This window comes from Microbacterium rhizosphaerae (assembly GCF_034120055.1).
In the GTDB taxonomy this organism is placed as follows: Bacteria; Actinomycetota; Actinomycetes; order Actinomycetales; family Microbacteriaceae; genus Microbacterium; species Microbacterium rhizosphaerae.
This window is the reverse complement of sequence record NZ_CP139368.1, coordinates 2,072,545-2,088,761: the sequence shown is the minus strand read 5'-3', so window position 1 is coordinate 2,088,761 and position 16,217 is coordinate 2,072,545. Positions and strand designations below refer to the sequence as shown.

The window sequence follows — 16,217 nt, the reverse complement described above, 5'->3', positions numbered from 1 at the left end:
GAGCCGCCCGCACCGCGGGCGCCCCTTGCCGCTGACAGCGAACAGACGTCGGCCACGTCCCTAGGATGGAGGCCATGCCGTTTCCCGAGCTCGCGCGCTCGAGCGCGCCGATCCGTGAATCCGAAGTCGACGCGATACTGATCGCCCTCCCCCCGCTGACCCCACCGGACCGCGACGACGCGGACCCCGTCGAGGTTCCCGACTGGCCCGGCCTCGCGGGCGCGCTGCGCGCCGTCGGGTTCACCGGCGCGAACGGCGTGCTCGTGCGCGTCCCGCTTCCCGATGTCACGACCACGCCGCTCGCAGTGGTCGGCACCGGCGCCTCCCCCGACCGGGATGCGATCCGGGATGCGGTGGGCGCCGGCATCCGTCAGCTCACCGGTTTCGAGACCGTCGCCCTCGTTCTGCCCCTCGCGGACGGCCAGCACAGCGCCGCCGCTGCGGAGGGCGCCGCGCTCGGCGGCTACGCGTTCGCCGACTACAAGACGTCCGAGCCCTCTCGTCGTGCATCGCGGGTCGTGCTCCATGGCATCGATGTCGAGGACGACGTGCTCGCGGCGGCCACCGCGGCCGCATCAGCGGTGGCCCTCGTCAAGGACCTCGGCAGCACGCCCGCCGAGTGGCTCTCACCCGCGCAGCTCGCCGACCGCGCCGTCGCCGAGGTCGCAGATCTGCCCGTCGAGGTCACGGTGCTCGATGAGACCGCCTTGGCGGAGCAGGGTTACGGCGCGATCCTCGGCGTCGGGCAGGGGTCGGACCGGCCCCCGCGCCTCGTGCGCCTCGACTACGCGCCCGCAGACGCCCGGCGTCACGTCGCGATCGTCGGCAAGGGCATCACGTTCGACACCGGCGGCCTGTCGCTGAAGCAGCCGGCATCCATGGTCGGCATGAAGTACGACATGTGCGGCGCCGCGACGGTGCTGGCCGTCGTTCGAGCGGCCGCCGAGCTGAAGCTGCCCGTGCACGTGACCGGATGGATGTGCGTCGCCGACAACATGCCGTCGGGGCGCGCCATCCGCCCCGGTGACGTGCTGCGCGCACTCGATGGAACGAGCATCGAGGTGCTCAACACGGATGCGGAAGGCCGGCTCGTCCTCGCCGACGGACTCGTCGCGGCGAGCCGGGAGAACCCCGACCTGATCGTCGACGTCGCGACGCTCACCGGCGCGATCCTGGTCGCACTCGGAACACGCCACACGGGCGTCATGGGCGAGGAGGATGCCGTCGCGGAGTACCTCGCCGCAGCGCGCAGCGCCGGCGAGCTCGCGTGGCCGCTGCCGTTGCCTGCGCACATGGAGGACGAGCTGGACTCCCAGATCGCGGACCTGCGCAACGCGAAGATCGGCGAGCCGGCGGGCGGGTCGCTCTTCGCAGGCCTGTTCCTGCGCCGCTTCGTCGGACGCACCTCGGACGCCGAGGATGCTCCCCGCATCCCATGGGTGCACCTGGACATCGCCGGCAGCGGCGACAACGACAAGGGCTCGGCATACGGGTTCACGGGCAAGGGACCCACGGGGGCGAGCGTGCGATCGCTCATCGCCCTCCTCAAGGGAGAGGACGCGGCATGACCGAGCAGACCTTCGACATCGTCATCCTGGGCGGCGGGAGCGGCGGCTACGCCGCCGCGCTGCGGGCCGCCGAGCTGGGCAAGTCGGTCGCACTCATCGAGAAGGACAAGGTGGGCGGCACGTGCCTGCACCGCGGCTGCATCCCGACCAAGGCGCTGCTGCACGCCGCGGAGGTGGCCGATCACACGAGGGATGCGTCGCACGTCGGCGTCCGCGCGAGCTTCGACGGCGTGGATCCTGAGGGGCTGCGCGCCTACCGCGAAGGCATCGTCGCCAAGAAGTTCAAGGGGCTGGAAGGCCTCATCAAGACCCGCGGCATCACGACGGTGCCGGGCACGGGCGTCCTGCAGCCCGACCGCTCCGTCCTGGTCGGCGACGATGTGTACCGGGGAGCGGATGTGATCCTGGCGACCGGATCGTTCAGCCGCAGCCTGCCCGGCCTGGAGATCGGCGGCCGCATCCTCACGAGCGAGCAGGCGCTCGATCTCGCCGAGATTCCGGCGCGCGTCGTCATCCTCGGCGGCGGCGTGATCGGCGTCGAGTTCGCGAGCGTGTGGCGCTCGTTCGGCGTCGAGGTCACGATCGTCGAGGCACTCGACCACCTGGTGCCCAACGAGGACATCGCGCTCAGCAAAGGACTCGAGCGTGCCTTCCGCAAGCGCGGCATCGCGTACTCGCTCGGCGTGCGGTTCGCATCGGCGACGCAGACGCAGGATGCCGTCACCGTGACGCTCGAGGACGGCAAGACGTTCGAGGCCGACTATCTGCTGGTCGCCGTCGGCCGCGGACCGGCGACCGATGGCACGGGCTTCGCCGAGTCGGGCGTGGCGATGGAGCGCGGCTTCGTCATCACCGACGAACTTCTGAGGACGAACCTCCCGGGTGTGTGGGCGGTGGGCGACATCGTCCCGGGTCTGCAGCTGGCGCACCGCGGCTTCCAGCAGGGGATCTTCGTCGCCGAGGAGATCGCGGGCCTGCGTCCCATCGTGGTGCCCGAGACGCTCATCCCGAAGATCACCTACTCGAGCCCGGAGGTCGCGTCCGTCGGGCTCACCGAGGCGAAGGCCGCCGACGAGCACGGCGCGGATCGCATCGTCGCGTACGAGTACAACCTCGCGGGAAACGGGAAGAGCGAGATCATCGGCACCGCCGGTCTCGTGAAGGTCGTCCGCCTGAAGGATGGGCCGATCATCGGCGTGCACCTTCTCGGCGATCGTGTCGGCGAACTCCTCACCGAGGGCCAGCTCGCCGTAGGCTGGGAGGCGCATCCAGAGGACATCGCGCCGTTCATCCACGCGCACCCGACTCAGAGCGAGGCTCTGGGAGAGGCGTTCCTCGCGCTCGCAGGCAAACCCCTCCACGCTCTGTGACGCCCGGCCGTCAGGCCGGTATCAGTAAGCTAGAACGACATCGGAATTCCGAAGGAGATTTGTCCATGAGCACTTCCGTGGTCCTTCCCGCGCTCGGTGAGAGCGTCACCGAGGGGACGGTCACCCGCTGGCTGAAGCAGGTCGGCGATTCCGTCAGGGAGGATGAGGGCCTGCTCGAGATCTCGACCGACAAGGTCGACACCGAGATCCCGTCGCCGGTCAGCGGAGTCGTCGAGGAGATCCTCGTCCAGGAGGACGAGACGGTCGAGGTCGGGGCGATCCTCGCCCGCATCGGCGACGGAAGCGGAGCCGGCAGCACTCCTGCGGCGCCTGCGCAGGCTGCCCCCGCCCCGGCGGAAGCGGCAGCGCCGGCTCAGCCCGAGGCTGCAGCCCCCGCTCAGGCCGAGGCTGCAGCCCCGACCCAGCCGTCCACCGAGGCCCCTGCAGCCGCTCCGGAGGCCGCCCCGAGCGGCGATGCGAAGGATGTCGTGCTCCCTGAGCTCGGCGAGAGCGTCACCGAGGGAACGGTCACCCGTTGGCTGAAGCAGATCGGCGACGAGGTCGCCGTCGACGAGCCCCTCCTCGAGATCTCGACCGACAAGGTCGACACCGAGATCCCGTCGCCGTTCGCCGGGACGTTGACCGAGATCCTCGTCGGCGAGGACGAGACAGTCGCGGTCGGCTCCACGCTGGGCCGCATCGGCTCCGCTCCGGCTCCCGCAGCGGAAGCCGCCGCGCCGCAGGCCGCCGCGCCGCAGGCCGCCCCGGCTGAGGCTCCGGCCGCCCCCGCCCCCGCCCAGGCTCCGGCAGCACCGGCTCAGGTGGCGCCCGCGGCCCCCGCACCTCAGGCCGCGCCGGCCCCTCAGGCCGCGCCGGCCCCTCAGTCGGCGCCCGCCGCGCCGCCGACGCCCGCTCCTCAGGCCGCGCCCGCCGCGCCGGCGGCAGGCTCGCTCTCGGCGTCGGACGACGAGGGTCCGACCTACGTGACGCCGCTGGTCCGCCGCCTCGCACAGCAGCAGGGCATCGACCTCGCGAAGGTCAAGGGCACCGGTGTGGGCGGCCGCATCCGCAAGGAGGACGTCCTCGCCGCGGCCGCCGCCCCCGCTGCCGCCGCTCCCGCCGCGGCTGCGCCCGCCGCACCGGCTCCGCTCGAGGTCTCGCCGCTGCGCGGGACCACGAAGCCGATGTCGCGACTGCGCAAGGTGCTGGCAGAGCGCGCCGTCGCGTCGATGCAGGCCACCGCACAGCTGACGACGGTCGTCGAGGTCGACGTCACCAAGCTGTCGAACCTGCGCGACAAGGTGAAGGGCGACTTCCAGGCCAAGACCGGCGACAAGCTCTCGTTCCTGCCGTTCTTCGCGCTCGCCGCATCCGAGGCGCTGCAGGCCTACCCGGTGATCAACGCCACGGTGGACGGCGACCAGATCGTCTACCCGGCCGTCGAGAACCTCTCGATCGCCGTCGACACCGAGCGGGGCCTGCTGACGCCGGTCCTGCGCGATCCGGCGTCGAAGACGCTCGCGGCCATCGCCCACGAGATCGCCGACCTCGCCGCGCGCACACGCGACAACAAGCTGAAGCCCGATGAGCTCGCCGGCGGCACGTTCACGCTGACGAACACCGGTTCGCGCGGCGCGCTGTTCGACACCCCGGTCGTCTTCCTCCCGCAGGCCGCCATCCTCGGCACCGGCACCGTCGTCAAGCGGCCCGGCATCGTGACGGTGGACGGCAAGGACGCGATCTCGGTCCGCTCGTACGTGTACCTCGCGCTCTCGTACGACCACCGGATCATCGACGGCGCGGATGCGGCTCGCTATCTCGCCGCCGTCAAGGCTCGTCTCGAGGCCGCGAACTTCGAGGGCAACCTCGGCATCTGAGCGAGACACCTCACGGCTGCTGCTGCTGCGCGCCATAGACATCGCGAAGCAGCCACCGGTCGCCGTCCCGCACGACGACGACCAGCTGCGCGCCCGCTGCCTCGGCAGCGGGCGCGCCTGCGTCCGTAGACAAGACCGGCTCTCCCGCGTTCTGATCGCTCCCGGCTGCCTCGACCTTGGCCACGGCGGCTCCGCCGAAGGAATCCAGGAGCGTGATGCGGCGCTGGCCGGTTTCCAGATCGGCAGCGCCACGCGCGAACCTGCGGCGCGGGTCCTCCTGCACGGCGGAAAGGCACGTCTCGTCTGCTCCGCACGTCGAGCGCTTCGTGAGCAGCGCGTCCACCACGCGCGCGATGTCGGCCGGCTCCTCCGCCAACGTGCTCGGCGACGGTGCAGGGCCGGACATGGGCTCGGTCCCCGGATGCTCGATGGCCCGAACGGATGCCGCGGGTCGGTCGGCGCCGGCCTGCGCCGGACTGGCCGGACCGCCTGGCCACACCATCCCGATGCCGACGACGACGGCCACCGTCGCACCGGCCAGCAGGACCGGACCGCGCTTCTTCCGGCCGGCTCGCCCACGGGGTGGAGCTTCGCCTGCACGGCGGAACCGCCGCCAGAGCGAGCTCAGCACCTGTGATGCCGCATCCGCCAGCCCCGCATCCACCAACGGAGTGATGCGCGCCCACAGGCCCGCGTCCTCGGTCGGCGACTCCTCGACCTCGAGTTCGTCGGCGACACGCAGGCTTGGCCGCTCCCCGGCCGGCACGACGCCGGCGGTCGCCAGCGGCTCGGGCGCCGCACAGGCGAAGAGGTCGGCCTCGAGCTCGTCAGCCTCGCGTGCCAACGCTCGCGGGTGCTCCGAGCGCGCCGCCGCGCGTGCGAGGACCCGACCGAGGCGATCCTCGGCGCCGACGCTCAGCCCGCTCAGCAGACGCGCCGTGCACGCGGATGCGCTGTCGGCCGCCTGCGTTTCCGTCGTCGCGAGGGCGATCACGGGCCGGCCATCGGTCGTCAGCCACCAGGTTCCGCAGGGTTCGGCCGTCCGCTCGTGCGCCTCGTGCAGACCGCGCAGCAGGCTGATCGCGATCGTCACGCGCTCCCCCGACGTCGGCGGCACACGACGATCGCGGCGCCTCGCCAGGAACGCATCCAGGCGCTCGGAGCAGGCGGGGAGCAAGAGGTCGTGGCCGTCCCTGCGCCGCACGACGTCGAGCGGAGCGAGGACGTGACCGGCGGGGTCGGCATCCCAGCCCGCGAAGCCGTCCACAGCGGCGGCATCCACGAGGAGCCGGCTGTCACCGCCGGCGTCCCGAACGAGCATCCCCGGCCACGGCGACTCCCCCGCGGTCACGTGCCGCATCGGGTGGTAGCCCGCATCCATCGCCTTCGCTTCCTCGCTCACCCCGCCAGTCTCGGCGCGGTGTTGCGAACGTTCCGGAGCGCCGGGCGGCCGGAGGAATGCGCAGCCGCAGCCGACGTTGTGCAGGAAACGCCGACGGTCCCGGAAAGGTAGGCTGGAACCTATGGCATCGCGCACGTCCACGCCCGAGAAGCGTCCCGGATTCTTCTCGCAGATCCGCTCCCTGTACACCTTCACGCAGAAGGAGTTCCGGTGGCTGCCGTGGCTGCTCGCCGGCATCCTCGTGGTGGGAGTCTGGGCCGGCGTGCTAGTCGGATTCCTGATCCCGCCGGTCGCCGTCTGGAGCGTCATCCTGTGGGCGATCACGGGTCTGCTCCTCGGCGTCCTCGGCGCGATGATGACGCTCACGCGGCTGTCGACGAAGGCGATGTACATCAAGATCGACGGGATGCCGGGTGCCGCCGGCCAGGTCCTGTCGACCTCGCTCGGCCGCAACTGGCGGGCCAGCGAGATGCCCGTCGGCGTCAACCCGAAGACCCAGGAGGCCGTCTACCGAGCTGTCGGCCGGGGCGGTGTGGCGATCGTCGGCGAGGGTGCGCGCAGCCGCCTGACCCGGCTGATCAACGACGAGCGCTCGAAGGTGCAGCGCGTCGCGTCCGGCGTCCCCGTGACGGTCTTCTACGTCGGGCACGGTGAGGGCGAGGTGCCGATCGACCAGCTCGCCAAGGCGATCAAGAAGCTCCCGAAGAAGGTCGACCGCGGCACCGAGGCCGCCGTGATCAAGCGCCTCGACTCCGTCTCGCAGTCGCTGGCCTCGCTGCCCATTCCCAAGGGCATCGATCCGACGAAGGCGCGCGCCCCGCGCCCGCGCTGAGCCGCGGTGCCGAACGATCGGTCAGGATCTGACGAGCACCGTCCCGGCGATCTTGTCGTGCAGGCCGCGGTGGTCGGCATCCCAGATGACCGCCGGAATGACGATGCACAGCAGGGCTGTGCGCACGATCGGGCGCCAGAGGCCCGCCCATCCCCCGTGGGCCAGCTGCACGCGCATCCGCATGATGCGGTGACCGGGGCTGCCGCCGATCGTCGGGATGAAGACGATCTGGACGATCGCGAAGATCGTCAGTGTGGCGAACCCGTCGTAGTGGAAGAACGCCAGCGAGACGACCATCGCGCACGCCCAGTCGATCGCGATCGCGGCGATACGACGTCCGAGGCGCCCCACGCTTCCCGGCCCGGACTCGGGAAGACCGAGCCGCTCGCCGGGGTACGAGCTCATGATGTCGGAGTCGGGCACCCTTCGAGCCTAATGCGCCCGTGTAACATGCCGGAAACATGGGCGATACCACCGAGCAACGCCCCCCGGCTAGTTTCAGTGCGAGCCTGCCACTCGCAGGCGAGTTCCGCACCCCGATCCTGGAGACTCCATGTTCAAAGATTCATCCGAGGTGCTGAAGTTCATCAAGGATAACGATGTCAAGTTCCTCGACATCCGGTTCACCGACCTCCCTGGTGTGCAGCAGCACTTCAACATCCCGGCGGCCACTGTCGACGAGGAGTTCTTCACCGTCGGTCAGCTGTTCGACGGCTCCTCGATCCGCGGGTTCGCCAGCATCCACGAATCGGACATGCAGCTCATCCCGGATGTGACGACGGCCTACGTCGACCCGTTCCGCGAGGAGACCACGCTCATCATGGTCTTCGACATCTACAACCCGCGCACGGGTGAGATCTACGCGAAGGACCCGCGCCAGGTCGCGAAGAAGGCGGAGAAGTACCTCGCATCCACCGGCATCGCCGACACGGCGTTCTTCGCGCCCGAGGCCGAGTTCTACGTCTTCGACGACGTGCGGTACGAGGTGCGTCAGGGCCGCAGCTTCTACGAGGTCGACTCGTCCGAGGCCGCCTGGAACTCGGGCCGCACCGAAGAGGGCGGCAACCTCGGCAACAAGACCCCGTTCAAGGGCGGCTACTTCCCCGTCTCGCCGGTCGACAAGCACGCCGACATGCGCGACGACATCGTGCTGAAGCTGATCGACGCCGGCCTCGAGGTCGAGCGGTCTCACCACGAGGTCGGTACCGCCGGTCAGGGCGAGATCAACTACAAGTTCGACACGATGGTCAGCGCCGCCGACGACATCCTGAAGTTCAAGTACATCGTCAAGAACACGGCCGAGCAGTGGGGCCGCACGGCCACCTTCATGCCGAAGCCGCTGTTCGGCGACAACGGTTCGGGCATGCACACGCACCAGTCGCTGTGGAGCGAGGGCAAGCCCCTCTTCTACGACGAGAAGGGCTACGGCGGCCTGTCGGACATCGCGCGCTGGTACATCGGCGGCCTGCTCAAGCACGCTCACGCCGTGCTCGCGTTCACGAACCCCACGCTGAACAGCTACCACCGCCTGGTGAAGCACTTCGAGGCTCCGGTCAACCTCGCGTACTCCGCGGGCAACCGCTCGGCGGCCGTCCGCATCCCGCTGACCGGCTCCAACCCCAAGGCCAAGCGCATCGAGTTCCGCGTTCCGGATGCCTCGGGCAACCCGTACCTCGCCTTCGCCGCGCAGCTGATGGCCGGCCTCGACGGCATCAAGAACCGCATCGAGCCGCTCGAGCCGATCGACAAGGACCTGTACGAGCTGCCCCCGGAGGAGGCCGCCAACATCCCGCAGGTGCCGAACTCGCTGCTCGACTCGCTCGACGCCCTGCGTGAGGACCACGAGTTCCTGCTCGCCGGCGGAGTGTTCACCGAGGAGCTCATCGAGACCTGGATCTCGTACAAGTACGAGAACGAGATCCTGCCGATGGCCCAGCGCCCGCACCCGTTCGAGTACGAGCTGTACTACGGCGTCTGACCCGTTCCAGCGGGATTCCGGGGGTTGAGCGGCTTCTAGTCCGCGTTTAGTCCGCAGAATTTCCGGGAGAGCCCTCCGAGTCCGCACTCGGGGGGCTCTTTCGTTGCCTCCTCGAGCGCCGATAACGTCGCGATCATGAACGCCCTCTCCGACGTTGCGCGCGATCCGCGACTACATGTTGTGGAGTTCCAGCCACTCGCCGATGGCATGGTGCGGGTGGTCGCACTCTCTGCCGATCGTGACGTTCTAGCGAACGTCGCCGTCGGCGCCCCGCTCGCTCTCCCGATCGTTGCCGAAGCCGGCATCGTGTTCGTGGATCTCTTGACCGACGGGGACCTTACCCGGGGCCTTGTTCTGCGCGTGTAGCCGGATGACAGCGGCCACCGCGGCGCGCGATGAGTCGTCGCTGTCGGGCCACAGGTGCCCGTACGTGTTCAGGGTGACGGTGGCCGAGGCGTGCCGCATCCGCGCCTGGACGACTTTCACGTCGAGGCCTGCGGCGATGAGCATGGAGGCGAAGTAGTGGCGCAGGTCGTGGATCCTGAAACCGTCGGGGAGGCCGGGCACGGTTGATCTCGCGTCGATCCAGACGCGGTTCAGCTGGTAGGCGGACACTCCCCTGCCGAAGACGCCGGGGACGACCATGCGCGTGCCGGCGTCGGCACGCAGCATGTCGACGAGCTCGAGCGGGATGGGGATGCTGTTCGCTGATTCGTCGGTCTTGAGGTCTTCGTCGTCGTGCTGCGCGGTGGGTGTGACGATGCCGCGGGTCCAGTCGACGTCGTCGACGGTGAGGGCGGCCATCTCGCCTACGCGAATGCCCGCGAAGGCGCCGAGGAGCAGCATGTTCCGGTAGCTCGGCGGCAGGGCGTCGTAGAGCGCCCAGATCTGCGCGGTGGTCGCGACGTACGGTCGCTGTTTCGGTGCGCGCCCTCGCACGCGAGGCCGGCGGCCTGATCGACCCGTCCGCGGACTGATCAGTCATCGTTGTCGTCGTCGTCATAGTCGTCATCGCTCGTCATCTCTCGTCGTTCTCGTAATCGTCGTCGTTGTAATCGTTACATTTGAGTTTCTGGTACCTGGTCGTACCAGGTGGTACACCGTGGTACTGTTGGGAACAGGCCAGAACGATTTTTGAAACAGAGAGAGAGGAGGAACCATGGCAATGAATCTGCGGCTGGACGCCGCCCATGATGAGCTGCTCGACGCGCTAGCCGCGCAGGAGCGCCGTTCGAAGACTGAGGTTCTGAAACTCGCGATCGAAGAGCGCGCATCGAAGACCGACAAGAGCGCCCGCACGCGCGCGATCTTTGAGCGGATCGTTCAGGAGGATGCTGACCTGCTGGACGCGCTGTCTAAGTGACCGAGTACCTCGAACCCGCCGACGTCGATGATTTCATCGCGTCGGCGGGTTTTCACGTGCGCGACCGGGGGCTCCTGCTCTCAGCGCTCTCGGCGCCCCTCCCCGTCTTTGGCGAGGAGGTCTACCTGGGGCTTTACAACAAGGCCGCTGCGCTGATCATCGCGATCAATCAGAACCACCCGCTCTTCGACGGCAACAAGCGCCTGTCGTGGGTTCTCACGAAAGCCCTCCTCGCCCTCAACGGCCATGACCTGGTCGCGGATAGCGTGGCGGACGGCGACGCGTTCGTACGCGGGATCGCCGATCACAGGCTCGAGTTCATCGAGGTTGTCGACTGGGTCGAAGCACACTCGGACAGGCTGTGAGGCTCATGCGTCGACTGTGCGCTGAGTCCGCAGGAAGTCCGCAGAAGTCTCAACAACCGCCCATGACCGACTTGCACTCACTTCGAGAAAAGTCCCGGTCACGCGGAGCAACCACGCACACACAATCACTGCCGTCAGGCGGAGGAAACTACGAGCTGTACTACGGCGTCTGATCTGTTCCAGCGGGTGGAGAGCCCTCCGAGCTTGCGCTCGGGGGGCTCTTCCCTTCCCGTGGCGCCCGCCCGCGAGCCCGGAACTCGTCCGTCGCTCGTCAGTCGCGGCGGATCGTCGTGAGTCGGCAGGATGTCAGCGCGAGGCGCTGTGGATCCAGCGTCCGTCCTCGCGCTCGTAGACGAGACGCAGGTGCCGTCGGTCGATGGAGCCCTGCCAGAACTCCACGCGTGTCGGCACGACCCGCCACAGCGCCCACTCGTCGGAATCAACATCCTCGCGCGCCGCGGGCGAGCGGGCGGCGAGGTCTGCGAGGCTGTCCGCCCGGGAGGCCTCCGCGACGGGTCCCCGGACCCGCACAGCCCGGAGGACAGGCTGCCACCAGAAGGTGAGCGCGGCAGCCGGATGCACAGCCAGCTGACGGCCCTTGCGCGACGACGTCGTGCCCGCGAACGCCCAGCCCTCTGCGCCGACGTCCTTGAGGATCAGCGTGCGGGCGTCCGGGATGCCGTCAGCGTCGACGGTCGCCAAAGTCATGGCATGCGGCTCGGCGACGCCTGCACCGGCGGCCGCGCGGAGCCACTCGCGGAACAGCGTGACGGGATCCTCCGCAGCGGCGCCGGCATCGAACGCCGGCGCGGCGCCGGTGAGCGTCGGCTGCGCCCGCAGCCATGCGCCGAGCGGCTCCCCCATGCGTGACCAGGCGTCACCCATAGAACAGCTTCTCGAAGACCCGGCGCGCGCGTCGGGAGGCACCCAGCCAGTCCTCGTCCACAGCCGTCGCCGATCGCGGTGGATACTCGAGCAGGCGCCCGATGCCGTCCAGCCGCCGCCGGTCCGTCGGCAGCACGTCACTCGTCTGCCCGGACAGCAGCGTGTTGGCGGATCGCAGGCGGCTCGCAAGGCGCCAGGCCTCGGCGAGGCGGGATGCCGCGACATCCGGAATCAGCCCCGCCTGGACCGCGCCGGCCAGCGCCCCGAGCGTCGAGGTCGTCCGCAGCGCCGGCACGGCGTGGGCGTGCGCGAGCTGGGTGATCTGGACGAGCCACTCGACGTCGCTGAGGCCGCCCGGTCCGAGCTTCAGATGGCGGCGGCGGTCGACGCCCTGCGGCAGGCGCTCGTTCTCCACGCGGGCCTTGATGCGCTTGATCTCGCGAAGGGCCTGGATGCCTGCATCCGCCGGATACCGCACCTCGTCCGCGAGCTTCATGAACTCGCCGATCAGCTTGACGCTGCCGGCGACACCGCGGGCGCGCAGGAGTGCCTGCGCCTCCCATGACAGCGACCACCTGCGGTAGTACTCGGTGTACGCCTCGATGGAACGCACCACGGGGCCGTTGCGGCCCTCGGGTCGCAGATCGGCGTCGAGATCGAGGGGTACGCGGTGGTCCTCGGAGTGGCGGCGCAGGGCGGCGACGAGCTGCAGAGCGAGCTCGTGCGCGCGCTGCTCGTCCACGCCGTTCGGGCGGTAGACGTAGAGGACATCGGCATCCGAACCGAATCCGAGCTCCGCTCCCCCGAAACGTCCCATCGCGATGACGGAGAAGTCGAGCGCCTCGTCCTCCGGCGGCACGACCTCGCGGCGGACGGCGCGCAGCGTCGCCTGGATCGTCACCTCGGTGATCGTGGTGAGCGCCTCGGCGAGCTCTTCGAGCGACAGGATGCCGAGCACGGTCGCCATCGCGGTGCGCAGGAGCTCGCGGCGCCGCAGTGCGCGCACGGACTTCATGGCTTCGTCCACGGTGTGGTGACGCGTCTGGATGGCGCGCGCCTCCTCCTGCAGCGCGACGCCGGAGCGCGGCCGCAGCTGCTCCTCCGAGTCGAGCCAGGCGACGGACTCGGGAATCCACTCCATCAGCTCGCCGATGAACCGGGAGCTCGACAGCACACGCGTGAGACTCTCCGCCGCGCCGGACGAGTCGCGCAGCATCCGCAGGAACCATGGCGTGTCGCCCAGACGCTCGCTGATGCGGCGGAATGCCAGCAGGCCGTAGTCCGGGTCGACCCCGTCGGCGAACCAGCGGATCATCACGGGCATCAGATGCCGCTGGATCGTCGCGGTCCGGCTGAGGCCACTCGTGAGCGCCCCGATATGCCGGAGCGCGCCGGCCGGGTCGGTGAAGCCGATCGCCGCGAGGCGATCGTGCGCCTGGGTCGCGGACAGCGTCCGCTCCTCCTCGGGGAGCGCGGCGACGGCGGACAGGAGCGGCCGGTAGAACAGGCGGACGTGGATCTCGCGCACCTCGCGCTTGATCGACTCCCACAACGCCCACACCGCCTCGCCGCTCTCGGCGAGGCCGGACGCGCGCGCGAGGACGCGCTGCTCCTCGGGCCGCGAGGGCATGAGGTGCGTCCGGCGCAGGGCGCTGAGCTGCATGCGGTGCTCGAGGACGCGCAGCATCCGATAGTCGCGTGCGAAGGCGCCCGCATCCGCGCGCCCGATGTAGCCCTCCGCGACGAGCGCGTCGAGGGCCTCGAGCGTGCCGCGCTGACGGATGCGGTCGTCCGAGAGTCCGTGGACGAGCTGCAGCAGCTGCACGGTGAACTCGATATCCCGGATGCCGCCGGGTCCGAGCTTGATCTGGAAGGGGACGTCGGCCGCCGGGATGTGCTCCGTCACGCGCTCGCGCATCCGCTGCACACTGTCGACGAAGTTCTCGCGCGCGCCGCTCGTCCAGACCTTCGGCTGCACGGCGGCGACATATCGGTGTCCGAGATCCGCGTCGCCCGCGATGGGCCGGGCCTTCAGCAGCGCCTGGAACTCCCAGCTGCGCGCCCACCGGTCGTAGTAGGACAGATGGGACTCCAGCGTGCGCACGAGCGCACCCTGCTTGCCCTCGGGGCGCAGGTTGGCGTCCACCTCCCACAGCGGCGGCTCCCGCTCGACTCCCGAGATGCCGCGCATCGTGTGGGACGCGAGCTTCGTCGCGATGTCGATGATGCGGCTCTCGCCCACGTCGGCGAGCGTTCGGTCATCCGCGCCGCCCACGAAGATGACGTCGACGTCGCTCACGTAGTTCAGCTCGCGGGCGCCGGTCTTGCCCATCCCGATGATCGCGAGCCGGGTGGCCGCGACCTGGTCGCGGGGGAACTTCGCGCCCGGGGCGCCGCCCGAGATGCGTGTGCGCGCAACGCAGAGGGATGCCTCGAGTGCCGCGGCCGCCGCATCCGCCAATCGGGCCGACACTGCGGGCAGGACCTCGACCGGGTCCTCGCTGAGGAGGTCGAATGCCGCGATCCGCGCGAGGAGTCGCCGGTAGCGCACGCGCAGCGCGTCCCACGCGTCCTCGCTGCCGTCGGTCGCGAAGCCGTCCACCGCCCCGACGGCGTCCAAGAGCTCGGCGTTCAACGTCTGCGCGGACGGCAGTGCACTGCCCGCGGTCGTGAGGTCGGCGAGCTCTTCGGGATGCCGCAGGTAGAAGTCCGCGAAGCCGTGCGAGGCGCCGAGGATCGCCCACGCGGCGGCTCGCGCGCGTGCGTCGGCGAGCACCGCGCGCAGCGGCTCAGAGCGTCGCCGCGCGATCCGCAGCAGCGCGTCGAGCGCGGCGTCGGGGTCTGCGGCACGTGCAGCGCCCGTGAGGAGGACACCCCGGCTCGCGCCGAGGGTGGACTCCAGCTCAGTGAGGGCGGCGTCGGCCGCCTGCAGCCCGCTGAAGCCGAGGCGGGCGAGGCCGGTCAGCCCGCCGGAGCGATCACCCGTCGTCATCCGCCGGTCAGAGCATCTCGAGGTTGCGCTTGAGCTCGAACGGCGTCACCTGCGCGCGGTACTCCTGCCACTCCTGCCGCTTGTTCAGGAGCACGTAGCTGAAGACCTGCTCCCCGAGGGTCTCGGCGACGAGCTCGGACTCCTCCATGTACTCCAGGGCATGGTCGAGGCTCGCCGGCAGGGGCTCGTAGCCGAGGGCGCGGCGTTCGGCATCCGTCAGCGACCAGACGTTGTCCTCCGCCTCCGGCGGAAGCTCGTAGCCCTCCTCGATGCCCTTCAGGCCGGCCGCGAGGATGAGCGCGTACGAGAGGTACGGGTTGGCGGCCGAGTCGAGCGCCCGGTACTCGACGCGCGAGGACTGGCCCTTGCTCGGCTTGTAGAGCGGGACGCGCACGAGGGCTGAGCGATTGTTGTGACCCCAGCACACGAAGCTCGGCGCCTCGTCGCCTCCCCACAGACGCTTGTAGGAGTTGACGAACTGATTCGTCACTCCCGCGATCTCGTTGGCGTGACGCAGCAGGCCGGCGATGAACTGCCGCCCGATCGTGGAGAGCTGATACTGGCCGCCCTCCTCGTAGAAGGCGTTCGTCTCGCCCTCGAACAGCGACATGTGGGTGTGCATGCCGCTGCCGGGGTGGCCGCCGAGGGGCTTGGGCATGAACGTCGCATACACGCCCTGCTCGATCGCCACCTCCTTGATCACCGTGCGGAAGGTCATGATGTTGTCCGCCGTCGACAGCGCGTCGGCGTAGCGGAGGTCGATCTCGTTCTGGCCGGGGCCGCCCTCGTGGTGGCTGTACTCCACCGAGATCCCCAGGTCCTCGAGCATCCGGACCGAACGCCGACGGAAGTCGTGCGCCGTGCCTCCGGGTACGTTGTCGAAGTACCCCGCCGAGTCGACCGGCTCAGGGCCGTCGGGCCCGAACTGCGACGACTTCAGGAGATAGAACTCGATCTCGGGGTGGGTGTAGAACGTGAACCCCGCATCGCTGGCCTTCGCCAGCGTGCGCTTGAGCACATGACGCGGATCCGCGACGGCCGGCTCACCGTCGGGCGTCGTGATGTCGCAGAACATGCGCGCCGTGGGGTCGACCTCGCCCCGCCACGGCAGGATCTGGAACGTCGTCGGGTCGGGATGCGCGAGCAGGTCGGACTCGTACGAGCGGGTCAGCCCCTCGATGGCCGACCCGTCGAACCCGAGACCCTCGCTGAAGGCGCCCTCGACCTCGGCGGGTGCGATGGCGACCGATTTCAGGGTGCCGACGACATCGGTGAACCACAGGCGGACGAACTTCACCCCCCGCTCTTCGATCGTGCGCAGGACGAAGTCACGCTGTTTGTCCATCTATGCCTCTCCCCACGTCCGGCCGGCGGGCGCCGATCCGGCGGTCAGTCGTCCTCGTCGGCCCATTCCTGGGAGCGTCGCTTGATGATCTCGGGTGCTCGCGCGGCTTCCTCCGCCGTGTCGAAGGGGCCCGCCCGGTCGGGCGCGGGCGTCTTGTACCCGAATTCGACGTCACCGGTCTTGAGGTTGTACCAGTACTTCTCGTCGCCGTCGAAAGTTCCGCTGGTCATGACGTCCTCC

Annotated in this window: 14 protein-coding genes; 7 read left to right on the top strand and 7 right to left on the bottom strand. The window is 69.6% G+C overall.

Features of this window, described 5'->3' with window-relative positions:
• Positions 1–74: 74 nt before the first annotated feature.
• The 3 genes from SM116_RS09230 to sucB all read left to right on the top strand — a co-directional run bounded on the left by SM116_RS09230 (position 75) and on the right by sucB (position 4,815).
• Entirely contained in the window at positions 75–1,568 is a 1,494-nt protein-coding gene (locus tag SM116_RS09230; protein ID WP_320940698.1) for a leucyl aminopeptidase, read from the top strand.
• Positions 1,565–2,938, top strand: coding sequence for a dihydrolipoyl dehydrogenase (gene lpdA, locus SM116_RS09225; protein WP_320940697.1), 1,374 nt, complete (start codon positions 1,565–1,567; stop codon positions 2,936–2,938). The genes SM116_RS09230 and lpdA overlap by 4 nt, the downstream gene beginning before the upstream one ends.
• 65 nt (positions 2,939–3,003) lie before the next feature.
• Complete coding sequence (sucB, locus tag SM116_RS09220; RefSeq protein WP_320940696.1) at positions 3,004–4,815, top strand: 2-oxoglutarate dehydrogenase, E2 component, dihydrolipoamide succinyltransferase; 1,812 nt, start codon at positions 3,004–3,006, stop codon at positions 4,813–4,815.
• Positions 4,816–4,825: 10 nt separating this feature from the next.
• Here sucB and SM116_RS09215 read toward each other — a convergent pair whose 3' ends face one another.
• Positions 4,826–6,217, bottom strand: a complete 1,392-nt coding sequence (locus SM116_RS09215) for a hypothetical protein (protein ID WP_320940695.1) — start codon at positions 6,215–6,217, stop codon at positions 4,826–4,828.
• A gap of 121 nt (positions 6,218–6,338) precedes the next feature.
• Here SM116_RS09215 and SM116_RS09210 point away from each other — a divergent pair, with 121 nt between their 5' ends.
• Positions 6,339–7,049 carry a DUF4191 domain-containing protein gene (locus SM116_RS09210; RefSeq protein ID WP_320940694.1) on the top strand — a complete coding sequence of 237 codons (711 nt, stop codon included), beginning with the start codon at positions 6,339–6,341 and terminating at the stop codon, positions 7,047–7,049.
• Positions 7,050–7,070: 21 nt separating this feature from the next.
• Here SM116_RS09210 and SM116_RS09205 read toward each other — a convergent pair whose 3' ends face one another.
• On the bottom strand, positions 7,071–7,454 hold the full coding sequence (locus SM116_RS09205) for an RDD family protein (RefSeq protein WP_320944145.1): 384 nt from the start codon (positions 7,452–7,454) through the stop codon (positions 7,071–7,073).
• 148 nt (positions 7,455–7,602) lie between these two features.
• Between SM116_RS09205 and glnA the strand changes: the two genes are divergently transcribed.
• A complete protein-coding gene (glnA, locus tag SM116_RS09200; protein ID WP_320940693.1) occupies positions 7,603–9,027 on the top strand; it encodes a type I glutamate--ammonia ligase in 1,425 nt (474 codons plus the stop codon).
• Between the two features lie 246 nt (positions 9,028–9,273).
• Here the strand turns inward: glnA and SM116_RS09195 are convergent, their stop codons facing one another.
• On the bottom strand, positions 9,274–9,966 hold the full coding sequence (locus tag SM116_RS09195; protein WP_320940692.1) for a tyrosine-type recombinase/integrase: 693 nt from the start codon (positions 9,964–9,966) through the stop codon (positions 9,274–9,276).
• Positions 9,967–10,186: 220 nt separating this feature from the next.
• Here SM116_RS09195 and SM116_RS09190 point away from each other — a divergent pair, with 220 nt between their 5' ends.
• A complete protein-coding gene (locus SM116_RS09190) occupies positions 10,187–10,390 on the top strand; it encodes a ribbon-helix-helix protein, CopG family (protein ID WP_320940691.1) in 204 nt (67 codons plus the stop codon).
• Positions 10,387–10,755: a type II toxin-antitoxin system death-on-curing family toxin gene (locus SM116_RS09185; RefSeq protein WP_320940690.1), complete on the top strand. Its 369-nt coding sequence runs from the start codon at positions 10,387–10,389 to the stop codon at positions 10,753–10,755. The genes SM116_RS09190 and SM116_RS09185 overlap by 4 nt, the downstream gene beginning before the upstream one ends.
• Positions 10,756–11,061: 306 nt before the next feature.
• On the opposite strand, the gene SM116_RS09180 is transcribed toward SM116_RS09185, so the two are convergent.
• Genes SM116_RS09180 through SM116_RS09165 form a run of 4 tightly spaced genes read right to left on the bottom strand, consistent with a single transcriptional unit; the run spans position 11,062 to position 16,207 of the window.
• The gene (locus SM116_RS09180; RefSeq protein WP_320940689.1) at positions 11,062–11,640 is read right to left on the bottom strand and encodes a pyridoxine/pyridoxamine 5'-phosphate oxidase; all 579 of its coding nucleotides are present in this window, start codon (positions 11,638–11,640) and stop codon (positions 11,062–11,064) included.
• Positions 11,633–14,632, bottom strand: a complete 3,000-nt coding sequence (locus tag SM116_RS09175) for a bifunctional [glutamine synthetase] adenylyltransferase/[glutamine synthetase]-adenylyl-L-tyrosine phosphorylase (protein ID WP_320940688.1) — start codon at positions 14,630–14,632, stop codon at positions 11,633–11,635. The genes SM116_RS09180 and SM116_RS09175 overlap by 8 nt, the downstream gene beginning before the upstream one ends.
• A 7-nt stretch (positions 14,633–14,639) precedes the next feature.
• Complete coding sequence (locus tag SM116_RS09170) at positions 14,640–15,977, bottom strand: glutamine synthetase family protein (protein ID WP_320940687.1); 1,338 nt, start codon at positions 15,975–15,977, stop codon at positions 14,640–14,642.
• A 44-nt stretch (positions 15,978–16,021) separates the two neighbouring features.
• A complete protein-coding gene (locus tag SM116_RS09165; RefSeq protein WP_320940686.1) occupies positions 16,022–16,207 on the bottom strand; it encodes an SPOR domain-containing protein in 186 nt (61 codons plus the stop codon).
• Positions 16,208–16,217 lie beyond the last annotated feature (10 nt).